16 protein-coding genes and 1 tRNA gene are annotated in these 19,458 nt (G+C 61.3%); 11 read left to right on the plus strand and 6 right to left on the minus strand.

The window, feature by feature from the left end:
- Positions 1-15 precede the first annotated feature (15 nt).
- From ABM562_RS24785 to ABM562_RS24800, 4 genes are all read left to right on the plus strand, one after another.
- Positions 16-996 carry a Bug family tripartite tricarboxylate transporter substrate binding protein gene (locus ABM562_RS24785; protein WP_115085558.1) on the plus strand — a complete coding sequence of 327 codons (981 nt, stop codon included), beginning with the start codon at positions 16-18 and terminating at the stop codon, positions 994-996.
- Positions 997-1,066: 70 nt separating this feature from the next.
- Positions 1,067-1,525 carry a tripartite tricarboxylate transporter TctB family protein gene (locus ABM562_RS24790; RefSeq protein ID WP_115085557.1) on the plus strand — a complete coding sequence of 153 codons (459 nt, stop codon included), beginning with the start codon at positions 1,067-1,069 and terminating at the stop codon, positions 1,523-1,525.
- A gap of 1 nt (position 1,526) precedes the next feature.
- Positions 1,527-3,041, plus strand: a complete 1,515-nt coding sequence (locus ABM562_RS24795; protein WP_115085556.1) for a tripartite tricarboxylate transporter permease — start codon at positions 1,527-1,529, stop codon at positions 3,039-3,041.
- Positions 3,034-4,065 (plus strand): AbrB family transcriptional regulator, encoded by a 1,032-nt coding sequence (locus ABM562_RS24800; RefSeq protein ID WP_115085555.1) that lies wholly within the window; start codon positions 3,034-3,036, stop codon positions 4,063-4,065. Before ABM562_RS24795 ends, ABM562_RS24800 begins: the two co-directional genes overlap by 8 nt.
- A 44-nt stretch (positions 4,066-4,109) precedes the next feature.
- Here ABM562_RS24800 and ABM562_RS24805 read toward each other — a convergent pair whose 3' ends face one another.
- The 4 genes from ABM562_RS24805 to ung all read right to left on the minus strand — a co-directional run bounded on the left by ABM562_RS24805 (position 4,110) and on the right by ung (position 11,434).
- Entirely contained in the window at positions 4,110-6,374 is a 2,265-nt protein-coding gene (locus ABM562_RS24805; protein WP_460423670.1) for an autotransporter outer membrane beta-barrel domain-containing protein, read from the minus strand.
- A 221-nt stretch (positions 6,375-6,595) separates the two neighbouring features.
- Positions 6,596-8,491 carry a hypothetical protein gene (locus tag ABM562_RS24810; RefSeq protein WP_460423672.1) on the minus strand — a complete coding sequence of 632 codons (1,896 nt, stop codon included), beginning with the start codon at positions 8,489-8,491 and terminating at the stop codon, positions 6,596-6,598.
- A 187-nt stretch (positions 8,492-8,678) separates the two neighbouring features.
- The gene (locus ABM562_RS24815) at positions 8,679-10,613 is read right to left on the minus strand and encodes a hypothetical protein (protein WP_460423674.1); all 1,935 of its coding nucleotides are present in this window, start codon (positions 10,611-10,613) and stop codon (positions 8,679-8,681) included.
- A gap of 128 nt (positions 10,614-10,741) precedes the next feature.
- Positions 10,742-11,434 carry a uracil-DNA glycosylase gene (gene ung / locus ABM562_RS24820; RefSeq protein ID WP_115085551.1) on the minus strand — a complete coding sequence of 231 codons (693 nt, stop codon included), beginning with the start codon at positions 11,432-11,434 and terminating at the stop codon, positions 10,742-10,744.
- Positions 11,435-11,560: 126 nt separating this feature from the next.
- On the opposite strand from ung, the gene ABM562_RS24825 reads away from it, so the two are divergent.
- The gene (locus ABM562_RS24825) at positions 11,561-12,670 is read left to right on the plus strand and encodes an enoyl-CoA hydratase/isomerase family protein (RefSeq protein WP_134061510.1); all 1,110 of its coding nucleotides are present in this window, start codon (positions 11,561-11,563) and stop codon (positions 12,668-12,670) included.
- Positions 12,671-12,678: 8 nt separating this feature from the next.
- Here ABM562_RS24825 and ABM562_RS24830 read toward each other — a convergent pair whose 3' ends face one another.
- On the minus strand, positions 12,679-13,056 hold the full coding sequence (locus ABM562_RS24830) for a hypothetical protein (protein ID WP_115085549.1): 378 nt from the start codon (positions 13,054-13,056) through the stop codon (positions 12,679-12,681).
- A 213-nt stretch (positions 13,057-13,269) separates the two neighbouring features.
- Between ABM562_RS24830 and ABM562_RS24835 the strand changes: the two genes are divergently transcribed.
- The 5 genes from ABM562_RS24835 to ABM562_RS24855 all read left to right on the plus strand — a co-directional run bounded on the left by ABM562_RS24835 (position 13,270) and on the right by ABM562_RS24855 (position 17,133).
- Positions 13,270-14,760, plus strand: a complete 1,491-nt coding sequence (locus tag ABM562_RS24835) for a sensor domain-containing diguanylate cyclase (RefSeq protein WP_115085702.1) — start codon at positions 13,270-13,272, stop codon at positions 14,758-14,760.
- A complete protein-coding gene (locus tag ABM562_RS24840; protein ID WP_115085548.1) occupies positions 14,757-14,978 on the plus strand; it encodes a cysteine-rich CWC family protein in 222 nt (73 codons plus the stop codon). The genes ABM562_RS24835 and ABM562_RS24840 overlap by 4 nt, the downstream gene beginning before the upstream one ends.
- Before the next feature lie 27 nt (positions 14,979-15,005).
- Entirely contained in the window at positions 15,006-15,698 is a 693-nt protein-coding gene (locus ABM562_RS24845) for a pseudouridine synthase (protein WP_460423677.1), read from the plus strand.
- Positions 15,699-16,017: 319 nt separating this feature from the next.
- Positions 16,018-16,902, plus strand: coding sequence for an alpha/beta fold hydrolase (locus ABM562_RS24850; RefSeq protein WP_115085546.1), 885 nt, complete (start codon positions 16,018-16,020; stop codon positions 16,900-16,902).
- A 157-nt stretch (positions 16,903-17,059) separates the two neighbouring features.
- Positions 17,060-17,133: transfer RNA gene (locus ABM562_RS24855), tRNA-Gly, on the plus strand.
- Positions 17,134-17,191: 58 nt separating this feature from the next.
- Here the strand turns inward: ABM562_RS24855 and ABM562_RS24860 are convergent.
- Positions 17,192-17,599, minus strand: a complete 408-nt coding sequence (locus ABM562_RS24860; RefSeq protein WP_233673913.1) for a DUF2388 domain-containing protein — start codon at positions 17,597-17,599, stop codon at positions 17,192-17,194.
- A 148-nt stretch (positions 17,600-17,747) separates the two neighbouring features.
- Between ABM562_RS24860 and ABM562_RS24865 the strand changes: the two genes are divergently transcribed.
- On the plus strand, positions 17,748-19,458 hold a 1,711-nt coding region (locus ABM562_RS24865), incomplete at its 3' end, for a SulP family inorganic anion transporter (protein WP_460423680.1).

Consider the following 19,458-nt stretch of genomic DNA (forward strand, 5'->3'; position numbering starts at 1 on the left):
TCACGGAGATAGACGATGACTTTTTCACTGCGCCGTATTGCCCTCGCCACCGGTTGCCTGCTGCTTGCCGGTAACGTCCTGGCCGCGGAACCGAAACGCCCCGAATGCATCGCCCCGGCCTCGCCCGGCGGTGGCTTCGACCTGACCTGCAAGCTGGTGCAAAGCGCCCTGGTCAACGAGAAGATCCTCAGCAAGCCGATGCGCGTCACCTACATGCCTGGCGGTGTCGGCGCGGTGGCCTACAACGCCGTGGTCGCCCAGCGCCCGGCCGATGCTGGCACCCTGGTAGCCTGGTCCAGCGGCTCGCTGCTGAACCTGGCCCAGGGCAAGTTCGGCCGTTTCGACGAGAATGCCGTGCGCTGGCTGGCGGCGGTGGGTACCAGCTACGGTGCCATTGCGGTGAAAAACGATTCGCCCTACAAGACCCTCGACGATCTGGTCGCGGCATTGAAGAAAGATCCGAGCAAGGTGGTGATCGGCTCCGGCGGTACCGTTGGCAGCCAGGACTGGATGCAAACCGCGCTGATCGCCAAGGCCGCCGGGATCAACCCGCGCGACCTGCGCTACGTCGCCCTGGAAGGCGGCGGCGAAATCGCCACGGCACTGCTCGGCGGGCATATCCAGGTCGGCAGTACCGACATTTCCGACTCCATGCCGCACATCCAGAGCGGTGATATGCGCCTGCTCGCGGTGTTTGCCGAAACCCGCCTGGACGAACCGGAAATGAAGAACATCCCCACGGCCAAGGAACAAGGCTATGACATCGTCTGGCCGGTGGTGCGCGGTTTCTACCTCGGGCCAAAAGTGACCGATGAAGAGTACGACTGGTGGAAGGCCTCGTTCGACAAGCTGTTGGCCTCGGAAGAGTTCGCCAAGCTGCGCGACCAGCGCGAGCTGTTCCCCTTCGCCATGACCGGTGCCGAGCTGGACACCTACGTGAAGAAGCAGGTGGCTGACTACAAGGCCCTGGCCAAGGAATTTGGCTTGATTCAGTAAGCCTCTCCCTTTTCGAACGCATCGCGGGGCAAGCCCGCTCCCACTTGCCCCGCGAAAAGAGGATTCCGCAATGATCCTGCAACGCCTGTTCGCCCTGTTTTTGCTGGCGGTGTGCACCGCCCTGGCCGTAATGGCCTGGCCCTACCAGGCAGCCTTTTCCTACGAACCGGTCGGCCCTCGCGCCTACCCCTTGCTGATGCTGGGCCTGATGGCCGCAGGCTTGCTGTACCTGGCCTTTCGCCCCACGCCCATCGTGCACAAGGACGACGAACCGCAACTGGACCGCGAAACCCTGAACAAGATCGGCCTCTGCGTCGCCTTGCTACTGGTCTTCGCCGCCACCTTCGAGCCGCTGGGCTTCATTGTCAGCAGCATCCTCATCGGCGTGCCGATGGCGCGCCTGTATGGCGGGCGCTGGCTGCCCAGCGTGGTGATCATCGGCCTGATGAGCATCGCCCTGTACTGGCTGTTCGACCGCGTGATGGATGTGCCCCTGCCCCTCGGCCTGCTCGACGTTCTGGAGAACTGACATGGATACGCTTGGCTATCTCGGCCAGGGCTTCGGCGTCGCCCTGAGCCCTTACAACCTGGTTACCGCCCTTGCCGGCACGCTGATCGGCACCGTAGTCGGCCTGCTGCCGGGCCTGGGCCCGATCAACGGCGTAGCGCTGTTGATCCCGATTGCCTTTGCCCTGGGCCTGCCGCCGGAGTCGGCGCTGATCCTGTTGGCGGCGGTGTACCTGGGCTGCGAATACGGCGGGCGGATCAGCTCGATCCTGCTCAACATCCCCGGTGAAGCCTCGACGGTCATGACCACCCTCGACGGCTACCCCATGGCCCGCCAGGGCTTGGCCGGGGTGGCGCTGTCGCTGTCGGCCTGGAGCTCGTTCATCGGCGCCTTTATCGCGACCTGCGGCATGGTGCTGTTCGCGCCGCTGCTGGCGAAATGGGCGATCGCCTTCGGACCGGCGGAATACTTCGTACTGATGGTGTTTGCCATTGTCTGTCTCGGCGGCATGGCTGGTGACCGGCCACTGAAGACGTTCATTGCTGCACTGATCGGCCTGTTCCTCTCCAGTGTCGGCATCGATGCCAACAGCGGCGTCTACCGTTTTACCGGCGACAGCGTGCACCTGGCCGACGGCATTCAGTTCGTGGTGCTGGTGCTCGGCCTGTTCTCCATCAGCGAGATCCTCCTGCTGCTGGAAAAAACCCATCATGGCCACGAAGCAGTCAAGGCCACCGGGCGCATGCTGTTCAACTTCAAGGAAGCGGCGTCAGTGTTCGTGGTGAACATTCGCTGCGGCCTGCTCGGTTTCATCATGGGCGTGCTACCCGGCGCCGGCGCGACCCTGGCCAGTGCCGTGGCCTACATGACCGAGAAACGCATCGCCGGTGCCAGCGGCACTTTCGGCAAAGGTGACAAGCGCGGCCTGGCGGCGCCGGAAACCGCCATCGGTGCTTCCTGCTGCGGCGCCCTGGTGCCGATGCTGACCCTTGGCGTACCCGGCTCGGGCACCACGGCGGTGATGATCGGCGCCCTGACCCTGTACAACATCACGCCGGGCCCGATGCTGTTCGCCCAGCAACCGGACATCGTCTGGGGCCTGATCGCCTCGTTGTTCATCGCCAACATCATGCTGGTGATCCTCAACATCCCGATGATCCGCATCTTCACCCGCATCCTTGCCGTGCCGAACTGGGCGCTGGTGCCGGTGATCGCGATCATCACCGCGATCGGTGTGTACGCGGTGCATGCCACCACCTTCGACCTGTTCCTGATGATCGGCATCGGCATCTTCGGCTACATCCTGCGCAAGCTGGACTTCCCACTGTCGCCGATCCTCCTCGGGTTCATCCTCGGCGGGCTGATGGAGCAGAACCTGCGCCGCGCGCTGTCGATCTCCAACGGCGCTCTGGATATCCTCTGGTCGAGCCCGATCAGCATCAGCGTCTGGGCCCTGACCATCGCCATGATGCTCCTGCCGCTGCTGCGCATCTGGCGCAAGCGCAGCCTCCAGCGCCGTGCCCTGGCCGATGTCTGATGGGCGACTGAAACTGTACTGGGCCACCGGCCTGGTCGGCTTGGCTGGAGGTTACCTCGCCAGCCTGGTCGGCTGGCCACTGCCATGGATGGTCGGCTCGTTGCTGGCGATCATCCTGGTGCGTTGCCTGACGCCCTGGCAATTGAGCGAGATCCCCGGTGGGCGCAAATGCGGGCAGTGGATCATCGGCATCGGTATCGGCCTGCACTTCACCCCGGCGGTGGTCGAGCAGGTGGCGAGCAACTTCGGTTTGATTTTCTGCGGGGCACTGATCACCAGTGTCTCCAGTGTGGTCGGGGTGTGGTTGCTCAGGCGCACCGGGGAAGACCGCGCCACGGCGTTCTTTTCCAGCATGCCCGGTGGCTCCGGGGAGATGGTCAACCTCGGTGCCCGTAATGGCGCGGTACTCAGCCAGGTGGCGGCGGCGCAAAGCCTGCGGGTGCTGGCGGTGGTGCTGTGCGTGCCGGCGCTGTTCAAGTTCCTGCTCGGCAATGGCGTGCCGCTGACCCATACCGGCAGCGTCAACTGGGGCTGGCTGTTGTTGATCTGCCCACTGGGCGTGTTGCTGGCCCTGGGCTGGCAACGCCTCAAGCAACCCAATCCCTGGCTGTTCGGGCCGTTGCTGGTGGCGGCGGTGGCCAGTGTCAGTGCCAACCTGCAGGTTGCCCTGCCCGATGGCGCCAGCCAGATCGGCCAATGGCTGATCGGCAGCGGCCTGGGCTGCCACTTCAACCGCGCGTTCTTTCGCCGGGCGCCGTCGTTTCTCGGGCGCACCTTGATTGCCACGGCCTTGACCATGCTGATCGCCGGCCTCGCCGCGTGCGTGCTCAGCGTCATGACCAACCTCGACCTGCGCTCGCTGACCCTGGGCATGATGCCCGGTGGCATCGCCGAAATGAGCCTGACCGCCGAAACCCTGCAACTGTCGGTGCCACTGGTCACGGCGCTGCAGGTGATGCGCTTGCTGTTCGTGCTGTTTCTGGCCGAGCCGTTGTTCAGGCATTGGGACAAACGCTGCGACTGAAACAAAAAAGAGGAAGCCAGGGCTTCCTCTTTTTCATTGCACGCTTACCAGGTGAAGCGCACGCCGACGTTGGCACCGAACGGCTTCTCGATCTTGTCGCCGTTGCTGTAGTCGATATCGGCATGCAGCTGCAGGCGCTCGGACAGCGACACGGCGATACCGGCACCGACCTCGGCACGCGAGCCTGACAGGTCATTGTTGAACACGTTGTCGTTGACCTTGACCTGGTTGTTCTTGGCGAACTCATGCACCGCCGCAGCGCGCAGGTATGGCTGGGCAAAGCGGCCCTCACCCAGATCAAAGTTGCGACCCACCGTGGCACCGGCCTTGCCAAGCACCGAGGTGGTCCGGTCGCCTTCTGCCTTCAGGCCGCTGTCCAGGTCATAGGACGCGCCCTGGATGCTCACCGCCGACACCTGGGCGAAGGGTTCAACGAAGTAGCCGTCATCGAGCTTGATGTGGCGACCGAACTCGGCCGACGCCCCCACACCGTTGGTCTTGTAGTTGCCCTTGGCCTGGCTACCGTCGCTCATGGCTACCTTGGACTTGTTGTCGAAGCGGTTGACCTTGGCCACGGCGTCGAAGTAGTAACCGCTGTCCTGATCCAGCCAGGTGGTGTAGGCACCGGCGTAGTAGCTGTCGACCGTACCGGTGGTACCGCGGCTCAGGTCCAGATCCGACTTGCTATGACCGGCCAGTACGCCGACCAGCCACTGGCTGTCGCCCAACTGCGCGTCGGCACCCAGGGTGAAGCCTTGCTGGGTCTGCTTGTAGGCGGTGCCAGACGACTCGGCAACGTTGTACTTGCTGCCATAGGCACGGCCCCAGGCGCCGCTTTTACCTTCGTTGTAGCGCAGCTCGCCCATGCGGGTGCGCAGCGACGACAGCTCGCCGTACCAGATGGTCGGGGCGGTGTTGAACAGCGCCAGCACCGAACGGGTACCGGGGCTGATGACCTTTTTCTCGGTGTCCAGGTGCCAGTCGTTGCCTTCCTTGGTCAGACCGTAGGAAAACGCACCCAGGTCTACAGGACCGTTCAACAGGCTGAACTCGGCATCGCCGCCACCGGTAGTGACCACGGTGATTCGCTCGACGGCGGCCGGGTCATGACCACTGGCACTGATGGCGAGGGTATGCTGACCATCGGCCTGACCGCTGACATTGAGCAGGTCAGCTTCGCCAGTGGCGAAGTCCGCCGACATATGAAAGGTGCCGTTGCCAGACAACTCGCCCAGGTCCAGGCGATAGAACTGGCCTGGCTCGCCAAATTGCACATGACCGCCCTGCAGGCTCAACTGCTCAACCTGGCTGTCGCCAATCAGCGCCCAGGTGCTGTCGCCATTGAGCGCCAGCGCATCGACGTTTTCCAGGCGCCCCTTGAACAGCGATTGATCGTTCAGGCTCAGTTGCGCCACGCCGCCCGCGGCGACGATCACGTCACCTTCCAGGCTGGCGTTGCTCAAGTTCAGTTGCGCAATGCTGCCTTCGCCGACCTGAATGTTACCGGCCAGGGCGCTGCGGCTGACCTGCATATCTGCCGAGCCGGCGTTCTTGAGCTCAAGCCAGTTGCCGTTGGCGCCTTCCAGGCTCGAACCATTGAGCACGTCGATACGGGCGGTAGTTGCAGAGTCCACCACCAGGGCCGCTCCTGTCCCCCCGATCACTTTGCTATTGTCCAGGAGCAACGTCGGGGCCTGGTCGTTGGCTTCAGAGCCGTAGTATTCATGGGACAAGCGCACGCCGCTCTCGGCGCCTTCTATCACGCTGTTGTACGCCTGCGCCTGGCCGCCGATCATCAGCAGACCATCAGCCGTAGCGCCGCTCAGGCTCGAGTCTTTGAGCGACAGGCTGCTATAGGCGCTGAGCGTTGCACCGAATCGGCCACCGGTGATTTCGCTGCTCTGGACCTGGACCTCAGAACCGGTTGCCGAGCCATCCATTAATCGACCAATCGTCAGGCCGCTGCCTTGGGCGCTATCGATACGAGCGTTAGCGATGCGGGCGGTACCACTCACCAGGGCAACAGCATTGTTCGAGCCCCCGGCAGTGACCGTGCCACCGTCGATGTTCAACTGGCCCTTGCGCACTTGAATGTGCTCGGTACGGGAACCCTGGACATTCAGGCTGGCATTTTCCATTACGCGATAGTTGTAGGACGGCGTCCCCGAGGTAGCCGTAAAAGTCTGGTTGCTTTCGACAACCTTGGTGATAGCCAGGGCCTGAGCCGATACCATCACCAAGGGGGCGACAAAGGCTGCCTGCAAGGCGCAAGAAAGCGCCGAGGGTTTGAAGATGCTTGGCTTGGTCATGAAAATCTACTCCGCAGCATTGATACTATTCAGTTCCGGATTAAACAGAGCCAACTAGTTCAAGCCCCGTTTGTTCGGAGCGCAGAATAGAAACTTCTGACAGAATCTTATGTAGGAATATTCCTCATAAGAAGTAGGCGCAATCAACAGGCAGTGTCGCGCCCATATAGAAAAAATGAAGCCGAGCATTGCTCGGCTTCATTCGTTATCAAACACTCAGCTTATGGCCTTCCTGGGCAAAGCCCGGTCCCCTGTTCGCCAAAGTAGTAGTAAGACTTCACTGGAGAACGGCCAATTGCCTGGCCACCACGTTCCTGAATCCAATACAGCTCGACAAAACCGCTGCGCAGCGGCTCCATGCAGGGATCCCACGGGATCATGAGATTTACCCCAGTGTCAACTTCGTTTTGATTGAGTACTTCCCGTGGAAAAGATGAACGCGTCGCTTCGACAGGCACCGAACTGGTAAAACCTTCCAGGCCCAGCCAGTGCAAAGTAACGGTGTCGCCCACTTGAAGACTCTGAGCATCAAGAACCCTGGCATTAACGCCTCGCCATGGAGAATCGGAGCAACTGATACCCACTTGGTTACCAAGCAAATTCAACTCGGGCTCGTTGACCTCTGCCAATGGAATGGCACTGACATCCACCAATTGACTGCCCGACGCCTGGAAGTTGGTAGTGGTCGCATTGGCAAAGATCTTATAGAACAGCGGGATGTCCGTTCCATTGCCGACCGTGACAATATCGTCCCAGCTGATTTGCAACGGGATCGAGTCACCGGGATTGTCTGTGCCCTGCACTGTATATTCGGCCACCAACAGATTTTCTGCGCCATAGTAAAGCCGAATAACTTCACCCACTTGTGCAGGATCATAAAGGGCAAAACTGACGTCGGCAGGCTGGTCTGCATCCTCTGGACGCAGAAGATTCAGTTCACCCGTCGACGAGGTCAGGAGTGGAACATCCAGCTCCGGATTGACCGGATCGGGCTCGCCCGGATTAGGCGGCCCAATCAACTCCAGGTCAACTTCCACGTCCAGGACAGGAGAAGGGTAGGTTTTGCTGCGGATGACTTCATAGCGCACTTTGGCCGTATGCTCGGTCCCCTCGACCCCGTTGGAAATAGTCGCCCACGATGCAGTAAACGGCAAAGGCCAGTTAGGCGTTGGTGGCAGGATGGCTCGATTCACATAAATATCATTCCAGTACACACGTACTTCATCGCCCGCCAGGGCATTGGTATATTCATCCACCTCGATCAGCACGCCTTCACGTGCCTCGACAATATCAATGGGCGCTGCATCCACCCTGGGTGGTAGCAGGTCGATTGGCGTTGGCTCGAGGATTACGAATACTTGCTGACGGTGTGCCAGCTTGCTCGGATTGCCGGCCCGGTCTTCCAGTATATAGGTCACCTGCTTGGTACCCGGCCCAGCAAGGAGCAACTCTTCTGTTGTCAGCACTACATTGATGGGCCTTTCACTGACCAGCCCGCCCTTATTGGGTTGGGACTGCTCATCGCCAAAGAGGATTGCCCAATAGTCACCCACTTGCGGGTCAAGGTAGTCTGGAATCTGCAACACTAACTGATTGTCGTGCGCTTCCAGATACTCAGGCGTCACCGTGGCCTCCGGCAGATCCGCCGGAAGAATGATTGCCGCTGGAAAAGCACCCTGATTCGGATCTAGCCTGTCTACTGTTACCGTAAGATTTTGCGAAACCCCATCATTGGGATTTATGGAGTTGACTACATCAAAGTAGACGATTTTCTCACCGTGAGACTCAAGCACCGGGTCCTGTAGCGTCACGGGAATGGGAAACGAGACCACATGGGGCACCGGCAACTCAAAACTGTGAACGGGCCTTTCGTTAATGTAAACGGTCACCGTATCGATCGTGCTGGGTGGCCCGACTGTAGTGAAAGCCGGAATTTCCACCTTGAGCCCTTCGGGGATTTTCGGTGTACGCAGCAAATTAATCTGTCCCCCTTCAATATTTTGCTCTGTGTTAGTGGGAACAGGCGGATTGAACAAATTCCGAAAACGTCTAGGCTGCGGCGCTCGCGTCTTGGCTGTTGCGACCAGCACGCCGGTTGTCTTTTCAAACTTGGTCATCTTGGTATCTCCTGAAATATAAATAGATTTGGAACACCATCAGCACCACACCGTCGGCCCAGCCGCCACCCTGCCGTTCAACAGCCAAGTGGTAACAAAGCCAAACATTGTTCAAAGCAGAACGTCACCCTAAGTACGGGTGCTCAGCACTTCACCGTGCTGAGCAAAACCTCATGCACGACACTGTTCAAGTTTCCGGATCACAGTACAAACCCGTGCTCAGATCGAGGACCGAGAGTCGCGCGCGCGCTAATCCAGAGTTGCCCGCACCGCTTCCGTCAGCCTTATCAAGTCGGTAACGGACATTCCCGCCGCCACGCCCGTCCTCCCGTGCTGCCAACTTGATCAACGGGTCGTAGGGCAGCACGGTAAAGATGTAACCCTGCTCGGACTCAAGATCCTCACGGGTCAGCACATGTTCGAAACTTGCCTGGGTCCCGGGAATAGGGTTATTACCTATCTGGCCGTAGTCGCCTTCCCAGTGCAGGGTAATTTTGTCATCTACCTGAAATTGCGAGTCTTTGGGGATTTCTACCCGCACGCCCAGCCACGGCTGGTTGCTGCAATTGATCCACTGGTTTCGATCGGCGTCTGGGAAAGTGGCCGGCGCCAGGCCTTCGATAACACGCACCTCGACACGCACGGGTGTTACGGGCGACCTTTGCCGGTTAACCCCGTTGAAGGTGGTGTACTGCATGGGGAGTGCCGGTGAATTGCCGACCCCATGGATAATCGTCCAAGGAACGCTCAGCACAATCAATTGCCCGCCGACATCCTCAGCCTTAACCTCGTAGCGATCTACCGCCTGCGGATGGCTCCCCCAGAACAATTCCAGCACCTGACCGGCTTGCGGGTTGTCGTACAGACGGATCTCGACGCGCGCGTCCTGCCCGGCATCGGCGCCTGTCAGTACATCGTCGGCGGTCATGCCCTTGACTACAGCCGGTAGCAACAAGGGGTTGACCGGATCCGGACCGGGAGGCGGACCGGCCACCGTCAGGTCGACGTCTACCCATAAGGTCGCGGAAGTGAGCAAAGCCCCGCCGCGTCGCCAGGTGTAGTGCACCCGATCAACAAAAGGTGCAGCAAAGCCTCCTGCCGCGAGGATTGCCCAACTGACCGGGGCCCTCAAAGGCCATTGCTGATTGTCTGACAGGGTTATCAAGCGAAGCGGCAGCCCACGCCAGTAGGCCTGAACCTGATCGCCTGCCTGTGCGTCGGTGATGGCGTCAATATGAACTTCGACGCCTGTCTGGGCGTCTTCCAGGTCGATCAGCCCATCAGCATCGAACCTGGGCACCCGAGGATCAGGCAAGGCTCCCGGCAACTCATCCAGCACCACCTCAAGCCGCTGGACCTCGGACTTTGGCCCGCGGTTACCGGTTCGATCTTCCAGGCGATAGTAGGCTTCATGTGGGCCTGAACCGCTCTCACGGACCAGCATCGCATCGTATTGCACAATGATCGGAGCGTTGACATCGGTAATGCGCAACTCACCAGCGTAGGGCAGTTCGAGGGATTGCTCATCCGTTTCAATGGCGGGCAACTTTTCCCAGTAATACATCAGCAGGTCGCCCACCCTGATATCTGGCCAAGGCTCGACCCGGGCATCGACTGAGTCGTGCCGGCTGAGGTAATCCTCGGTGACGCCGCTGATCAGGACTTCCTGATCAAATTGCAGGGGCCTACCTTCCTCGTCGCCATTTGGCGCCTGCTTGTCGATAAACAAGTGCGTTGCGTGCGAAAGGGACGGGTTCACCGTTACCGTAACGCGGTATTCGACCCGCGCAGAGCCCGGTGCCGCCATGTAGTCCGACGGCATCGTGCAGACCACTGGAATAACATCAGCCGGGATGACCGGTTGCGGGAAGGTGAATGTTTCAACCACATCCCCTCGCCAGAGAAACTCGACCTTGGTGTCAAAGTCCGGAGGCGCAGTATCGTAGTCCGCCCAGATCTCCTCGATCCTGATCTCCAGTGGACGTAACTGGTCTTCCTTGCGCACCAAATGCCCCAGTACGTCATCGTCCGTCAGTTCCATGGCGGCCGGAACGACCGGTGCGGCGTAACGCTCCCGGGGTTTTACCGGATCATCAGCAGTACCAGAATCATCCGAGCCCATGGCGACAGTTCCTTCCAGCGAAGAGGACCGTGGCAGCCAGCCTGTAGCTGACTGCCGTGGAAAACCTGGAAGTATTAGATGCCTATTTCAAATCGGCCGAAACTGACAAAAATGCTAGGTACCCAGCCTCAAACCGGCGGCAAACGCCAGTCGATCGGGCTCAACCCGCGCTGCTCGAGGAAGCGGTTGGCCTGGCTGAAATGCCCGCAACCGAGAAAGCCCCGGTAAGCCGACAGCGGCGATGGATGCACCGACTTGAGCACCAGGTGCTTGGTGGCATCGATCAACTTCTGCTTGCTCTGGGCATGGGCGCCCCAGAGCAGGAACACGCTGTTGGGCTGGTGTTCGCTGACCACTTCGATGATGCGGTCGGTGAAGAACTGCCAGCCCCGGTTGGCGTGGGACGCGGCATTGGCCCGCTCGACGGTCATGGTGGTGTTGAGCAGCAACACGCCCTGCTCGGCCCAGGACTGCAGGCAGCCGTGCTTGGGGATCTCGATGTTCAGGTCACGCTGCAACTCTTTGTAGATGTTCACCAGCGACGGCGGCGGCGCCACCCCCGGTTGCACCGAGAAGCACAGGCCATGGGCCTGGCCCGGGCCGTGGTACGGGTCCTGGCCGAGGATCACCACCTTGACCTGGTCCAGCGGGGTGGAGTTGAGGGCGTTGAAAATCAGCGGGCCCGGCGGGTAGATCTCTTTGCCGGCGGCGTGTTCCTCACGCAGGAATTCGCGCAGCTGGTGCATATAGGGCTGGTCGAACTCGGCGCGCAGGGCCTCTTTCCAGCTCGGTTCAAGTTTGATGCGGTCGTCGTCAGTCATGGTCGGGTCCGTAAAACAATGGCGCGACACTAGGAAAGCTGCCTGCGCTTGTCAATCGATCCGACCGGCGACCGCCGAAATCGCCAGCAGCGGCCATACTTGTGCGGATCACTCGAGAGGTCGCCCATGGCTGCAGTACAGTGCGAAGAACTCACCGGCGTCGACGGCGCGCGCATCGGTGTCGCCACACTCAATGCGCCACAAACCCTCAATGCCTTGTCGCTGCCGATGATCGAGGTGCTCGACGAACAGCTCAAGGCCTGGGCCGATGACCCGGACATCGTCTGCGTGCTGCTGCGCGGCGAAGGCGCCAAGGCTTTTTGCGCCGGTGGCGAGGTGCGCAGCCTGGCCCAGGCCTGCCGTGACCATCCCGGCCGGGTACCGCCCCTGGCGGCGCAGTTCTTTGCCGCCGAGTACCGCTTCGACTACCGCCTGCATACCTACCCCAAACCGCTGATCTGCTGGGGCCATGGCCATGTGCTGGGCGGCGGCATGGGCCTGTTGCAGGGCGCCAATGTGCGCGTGGTAACCCCAAGCAGCCGCCTGGCCATGCCGGAAATCAGCATCGGCCTGTACCCGGATGTCGGCGGCAGCTGGTTTTTGTCGCGACTGCCCGGCAAGCTGGGCTTGTTCCTCGGCCTGACCGGCGCGCCGATCAATGCCACCGATGCCCTCGACCTGGGCCTGGCGGACCGTCTGCTCGGTGAAAGCCAGCAGGAAGAACTGCTCGATGACCTGCTGCAGTTGAACTGGCAGGAGCAAACCGCCCTGCAGCTCAACAGCCTGCTCAAGGCCCAGCAGCATGGCGCCCAGGCTGAACGCCCCGAAGCCCAGTGGCTGCCCAGGCGCCAACAGATCGACGCCCTGCTCGATGTCGCCGACCCGGTGTGCGCCTGGCGCGCCATCGCCCAGTTGCGCAACCACACCGATCCACTGCTGGCCAAGGCCGCACAAACCATGCTCGAAGGCAGCCCGCTGACCGCTCATCTGGTCTGGCAGCAGATCCAGCGCGCCCGCCATCTGTCACTGGCGCAGGTGTTCCAGATGGAATACACCATGAGCCTCAATTGTTGCCAGCATCCGGAGTTCAGCGAAGGGGTACGCGCACGGCTGATCGACAAGGACCAGAAACCGCGTTGGCACTGGGCGGACATTGCCCAGGTGCCAACGGCGGTGGTCCAGGCGCATTTCAGCAAGGCTTGGGAAGGTCGTCACCCCTTGGCGGACCTCGCCTGAATGGCGCCTCAGCGGCGCCAGTTGCGATCCGGCCAGCCGTCACGGTTGCGATCGTGACGTGACGAGCCCTGACGATAGCGGTCATGGCCGCGGCCCGGGTAAGGCTTGTAGTAGTTATGCGGCGTTTCACGGTAGTAGCCGTGGGGCGCCGGACGATAGTAGTGCGGTGGCGGCGCGTAATAACGCGGGGGTGGCGCCACGTAGTAGCGCGGTTGCGGCGCTACGTAATAGCCGCGGCTGTAGGGGTAGGACGGTCGATAGTAACCCGGATAACCGTAGCGGTCGGCGGTGTAGATTTCAGTGCGGTAGTAACCGTTACCTCCGTAGGGGACACAAGCGGTTGTCAGCAAACCCAGCACTACAATCAGCAAAAGTCGGCGATACATGGCGGCCTCCTGGACCGCGAAACTGCCCATCCCAGCGGCGCTGGTCGGCGTCGATCGGCAAGCGTTCATCGACATTGAATAAGACTGCCAAAACCAGGTCCGGTGCCATTGCTGCAATAAATTGAAACAAGGCCGATACCCTTAAAAATCGTAAAGTTATTTTTCCGCCAGACCACTAGAATGAAGGCCAATGGCCCACAGACCGGGAATGTCATGCCGCCTCGTTCCGCCCTGTTTTCGCAGCGCTCGCTGATCCTGACATTACTGCTGTTGCTCGCCTGCGGCTTCCTGTCGACCTCCTTGCTCAGCTACTTCGCCTCACGCAGCTCGATCCGCGACAGCATCATCAACACCGAGCTGCCGCTGACCTCCGATACGGTCTATTCGGAAATCCAGAAGGACCTCGTGCGGCCGATCCTGATCTCGTCGATGATGGCCCACGACACCTTCCTGCGCGACTGGGCCCTGGGCGGCGAGCGCGACACCGCCCAGGTCACCCGCTACCTGGGCGAAATCATGCGCCAGTACCAGGCCTACACGGCGTTCTTCGTCTCCAGCAACACGGGTGTCTACTACCAGGCCAAAGGCGTACTGAAGAAGATCGACCCACAAGAACCGCGGGATGCCTGGTACCAGCGGGTGCTGAAAATGAACACGCCCTACGAGATCAACGTCGACCTCGACATGGCCAATCAGGACCGCCTCACGGTATTCATCAACTACCGGGTGTTCGATTACGACGGCAAGTTCATCGGCGTTGCCGGTATCGGCCTGACCGTCGAAGCGGTGATCCGCCTGATCGATGACTATCAGCAGCGCTACCAGCGCCAGGTGTTCTTCGTCGACCAGCAGGGGCTCATCGTGCTGACCGGCTCGAACGGCGGGCCCCACGGTGCCAGGACCGGGCAGTCGCTGGTCGAACTGGACGGGTTCGGGCAAATGCCCCAACCGGTCAGCGGCAGCCACGAGTACCGCAGCAGCGACGGCCACAGCCATTTCCTCAACGTGCGCCTGGTGCCGGAGCTGAACTGGTACCTGTTCGTCGACAAGCGCGAAGACGGCGCCATGGACGCCATTCGCCAGTCGCTGTACCTGAACCTGGCAATCTGCGCGATGATCACCCTGGTGGTGCTGTCGCTGCTCAATGCCATGGTCAAGCGCCATCAGGACAACATCGAGGCCCTGGCCACCCTCGACAGCCTCACCGGCCTGCCCAACCGCCGCGGTTTCGACCTGCTGGCCGCGCAAGCCCTGCAAGAAGCCCAGCGCGAACCCAAACCGCTGATCGCCCTGCTGATCGACCTCGACCACTTCAAGGCGCTCAACGACACTCACGGCCACCTGGCCGGCGACGAAGTGCTGCGCCAGTTCGCCCAGGTGCTGGAAGAGTGCCTGCGTCATGCTGATATCATCTGCCGCTGGGGTGGTGAGGAATTCATCGTGCTGCTCAAGGACACCGACAGCCACAGTGCACTGGCGGTGGCCGAGAAGATTCGCAGCAAGACCGAAGCACTGGCTTTTACCTATGCTGAGCAACCGATCCACCTGACCGCCAGCATCGGCTTGAGCAACCTGCAGGCCGACGACACCCTGCACAGCCTGATTGCCCGTGCCGATCACGCCCTTTACCGGGCCAAACAGAGTGGACGCAACCGCGTTTGCGCCGAGATGCCCCGATCCGACCATGAACAGCCTCGATCATGAATGACAGCCGCCTTTGCCCCGCCTGTGGCGCCAGCAACCGTTGCAGCCTGGCCGACCCGCGCACGGCCGCCCAGGCCTGCTGGTGCTATGGCGTGAGCATCGACCCCAAGGTCCTGGAGGCCCTGCCGCCCGAACTGCGCGACAAGGCCTGCCTGTGCCCGCGCTGCGCCGAGGTCGAGGCGCAATTGCAGGCAGCCAAGGCCTCGCCCGAAGGTTAAACTGTCGCGCCCTGCGCCTGGCTTTGTATGCGTCTCGATCGATTCCTCAGCAACCTGCCCTGCTTCAGCCGTCAGCAAGTCCGCCTGCTGCTGGTCGAGCGGCGCGTACGCGTGGATGGCCAGTGCGTCAGCGATCCGCGCGTCGAGGTGCGCGAGTTCAGCCGCATCGAAGTCGACGAGCAACTGCTGCAGGCCGGGCGCCCGCTGCGCTACCTGATGCTGCACAAGCCCCAGGGTTGCGTCAGTGCCACCCAGGACCCGCAGCACCCCACCGTGATCGAGCTGATCGACCAGCCCGATACCCAGGACCTGCATATCGCCGGGCGCCTGGACTTCAACACCACCGGGCTGATGTTGCTGACCAACGACGGCCTGTGGTCGCGGCGCCTGACCCAGCCGCAGACCAAACTGCCCAAGGTCTACTACGTCGAGACCGAGCAGGAGATCGACGAGCATTACATCGACAAGTTCCGCCAGGGCTTCTACTTCGCCTTCGAAGACCTCACCACCCAGCCCGCCGAACTGACCCTGCTGGGCCCGCGCAGCGCACGCCTGAGCATCGTTGAAGGGCGCTATCACCAGGTCAAGCGCATGTTCGGCCACTTCGACAACAAGGTCCTGCGCCTGCACCGCGAACGCATGGGCCCATTGCAGCTGGACCCGAACCTGCAACCGGGCCAGTACCGGGCGCTCTATCCGGAAGAAATCCAGGCGATCTGAGCCTGCGACCGCCTGGCGGAAAAATTTCACCAATTGCCCGAAAGGCACTTGCGGGTTGCCCAGGTGCCTGCTTGAATCCAATCGTCAGTCTGCATGTGACTCACCGGTCACAGTCGTAGTCCAAGACACCTTTTTGCTGGCGACCCGTGCCTCGAAGCATCGGCGTCCGGCAGATTGCCCTCCTAGAACAATACCGGTCGACCAGCGTGCCAACGGATCGACCAGGGCCCTCAGCTACTTCAAGGCGTATGCCTACCTGTCATAAAGAACGCGCATCCTTGCATGTGCGAACACCCTTTTTGCGCCAGGAGTCGACGACATGAGGCCAGAAATCGCTGTGCTTGATATACAAGGTCAGTATCGGGTTTACACGGAGTTCTATCGCGCAGACGCCGCTGAGAAGACGATCATCCTGATCAATGGCTCGCTGGCCACTACGGCCTCCTTTGCCCAGACGGTGCGCAACCTGCACCCGCAATTCAACGTGGTGCTCTATGACCAGCCCTACGCCGGCAAGTCCAAGCCACACAACCGCAACGAACATCTGCTGACCAAGGAAACCGAAGGGCAGATCCTCCTGGAGCTGATCGACCATTTTGGCGCCGATCACGTCATGTCCTTCTCCTGGGGCGGCGCCTGCACCCTGCTGGCCCTGGCGCACAAGCCACGGCGCATCGAAAAGGCCGTGGTCAGTTCGTTCTCGCCGGTGATCAACGAACCGATGCGCGACTACCTCGAACGCGGTTGCCAGTACCTGAGCGCCTGCGATCGCTACCGGGTCGGCAACCTGGTCAATGACACTATCGGCAAGCACCTGCCGTCGCTGTTCAAGCGCTTCAACTACCGGCACGTCAGCAGCCTGGACAACCACGAATACGCGCAGATGCACTTTCACATCAACCAGGTGCTCGACCACGACCTGGGCAACGCTCTGCGGGCGGCGCGGGTGATCGACATTCCGGTGCTGTTCATGAATGGCGAGTGGGACGAATACACCACCACCGAGGATGCCCGCCAGTTCGGTCAGCATGTGCGCAACAGCCACTTTCGCGAGATCCGCGCCACCGGCCATTTCCTCGACATGGAACACAAGGCCGCCTGCCGCGACACCCGTGAAGTGCTGCTGGGTTTCCTCAAGCCTGCGCTGAAAGAATCGCGTCCCCGTTACAGCTACACCCAGGAGCACCATGCACTGGCTATCTGAGCGACACGGTGACCGCTAGCGCAGCCTCCTGCATCAACGGCCCCAAAGGCCAGAAAGAAGATGCACGACCTTGCACTAGCGGCCACCGGCCGATGGCTCTGCAGCAACAAAGAGCTTCAAATCGCGGCGAAGTTCTGGTACAAAGTCAGCCCTGAAAGCGGGTGTCGTATAATGGCATTACTCCAGCTTCCCAAGCTGATAACGAGGGTTCGATTCCCTTCACCCGCTCCAGTTTCTTTCAGGTTTCAGCGCAGCTGAGGCCTTGGCCACCGCCCTGGTGGCTGTTTCGCTAAATCCCCTTCGCCTCAACTGCTGCCAGCACCAGTATTCCCTGGGCCAGCTCGCGGTCCGTTGCGCCTGCTCCACGCCCCTCGCTGCGCAACCAATTCAGCGCCGATTGCAGATAGACACCCCGGTAAGCCCCGTCACTGGCAATGAACGCCGCAGCATCGTCACGGGCTTGTGCAAGCACCCGCTTGCCATCGCTGCCGGAAGTCCCCTCGGAGGCCATGGTGGGCCCGAAGGTGGTTGCCCCGGTGAGCATGAAGGGCACGTACACCGTGGCCCCCAGGGTCAGCATGCCATCGACATTGCCAGTGCCATCGCCAAAGATGTCGCCCATGCCCTGGGCGGTGCAGCACCAGGCCAGGCTCAGCAGGATTGCGGGCTTTTTCCAGCTATTGATCGTGCGTTCCATCGGCTTCCATTCAATGTCCCTGTAATCGGCCGGCATTCTCCACGGCTTGAACCAGACTTAACAGCGGTGTTTTTGATTTGACGCCCTGCCCAGGCACTACGCACTGCGCTTTAATAGCCCACCGCGAAACACTCGAAAGGATCCGTGCATGTTTCTCTCCCGCTGGCTGCCAGGCCTGGCCAATCTGTTGCAATACCGCCGCGAATGGTTTCGCCATGACCTGCAGGCCGGTTTGTCGGTGGCGGCGATCCAGATTCCTATCGCCATTGCCTATGCGCAGATCGTCGGGCTGCCGCCGCAGTACGGCTTGTATGCGTGCATCCTGCCGATGATGGTCTATGCCCTGATCGGCAGTTCGCGGCAGTTGATGGTCGGCCCGGATGCCGCCACCTGCGCCATGGTCGCCGGGGCCATTGCACCGTTGGCCATGGGCGACCCGGCGCGGCTGGCGCAGTTGTCGGTGATTGTCACCATCCTGGTCGGTTTGATGCTGATCGGTGCCGGGCTGGCGCGGGCCGGGTTTATTGCCAGTTTTTTCTCGCGGCCCATTCTCATCGGCTACCTCAACGGTATTGGCCTGAGCCTGCTGGCCGGGCAACTGGGCAAGGTGGTGGGATTCCAGATCGAAGGCAACGGCTTCATCCTCAGCCTGATCAACCTGCTGCAGCGCCTGGAGGAAATCCACTGGCTGACCCTGGTGATCGGCGTCGCCGGGCTGGGTTTGCTGATCTGGCTGCCGCGCCGCTACCCGCGCCTGCCGGCGGCGCTGGTGACCGTGGCAGTGGCAACCCTGGTGGTCGGGCTGTTTGGCCTCGACCGCTTCGGCGTGGCGATTCTCGGCCCGGTGCCGGCCGGCATGCCGGAACTGGCCTGGCCGCAAACCAATCTGGAAGAGATGAAAAGCCTGCTGCGCGATGCCCTGGGTATCGCCACCGTGAGCTTTTGCAGCGCCATGCTCACTGCCCGCAGCTTTGCTGCCCGCCATGGATATGCGATCAACGCCAACCATGAATTCCTGGCGCTCGGGGTAACCAACATTGCCGCCGGGGTTTCCCAGGGCTTTGCCATCAGCGGCGCCGACTCACGCACCGCGGTCAACGACATGGTCGGTGGTAAAAGCCAGCTGGTGGGGATTATCGCCGCCCTGGTCATCGCCCTGATCCTGCTCGCCTTCACCACGCCCATGGCCTGGATTCCCCAGGCCGCCCTCGGCGCGGTGCTGCTGATGGCCGGCTGGGGCCTGATCGATGTGCAGTCGCTGAAGAAAATCTACAGCCTCAGCCGCTTCGAGTTCTGGTTGTGCGTGCTGACCACCGTCGGCGTGCTCGGGGTCGGCGTGCTGCCGGGCATCATCATCGCCGTGACCCTGGCGATCCTGCGCCTGCTCTACAGCATCTATCAGCCCACCGATGCAGTGCTCGGCTGGGTACCGGGCATCGAAGGCCAGGTCGACATCCGCCGCCACCAGGATGCGCGCACGGTGCAGGGGCTGGTGGTGTATCGCTTTGACGATGCGATCCTGTTCTTCAATGCCGACTACTTCAAGATGCGTTTGCTTGAGGCGGTGCAGCGCGAAGAGCAGCCGCGCGCGGTGCTGTTCGATGCCGAGGCGGTCAGCTCGATCGATGTCAGCGGCATCGCTGCCCTGCGCGAGGTGCGCGATACCTTGAAAGCCCGCGGCATCTACTTCGGCATCGCCCGGGCGCGCGGGCGCTTCTTGCGCATGCTGGTGCGCTCGGGGATCGCGCGGGAGATGGAGAACGGCTTGCTGTTTGGCTCGGTGCGCTCGGGGATCAGGGCGTATCGGTTATGGCGTAACCGCAGTCGCAGGGCAACGGTGCCGGGGATGGAAACGGCAT

The organism is Pseudomonas sp. ZL2 (assembly GCF_054788455.1).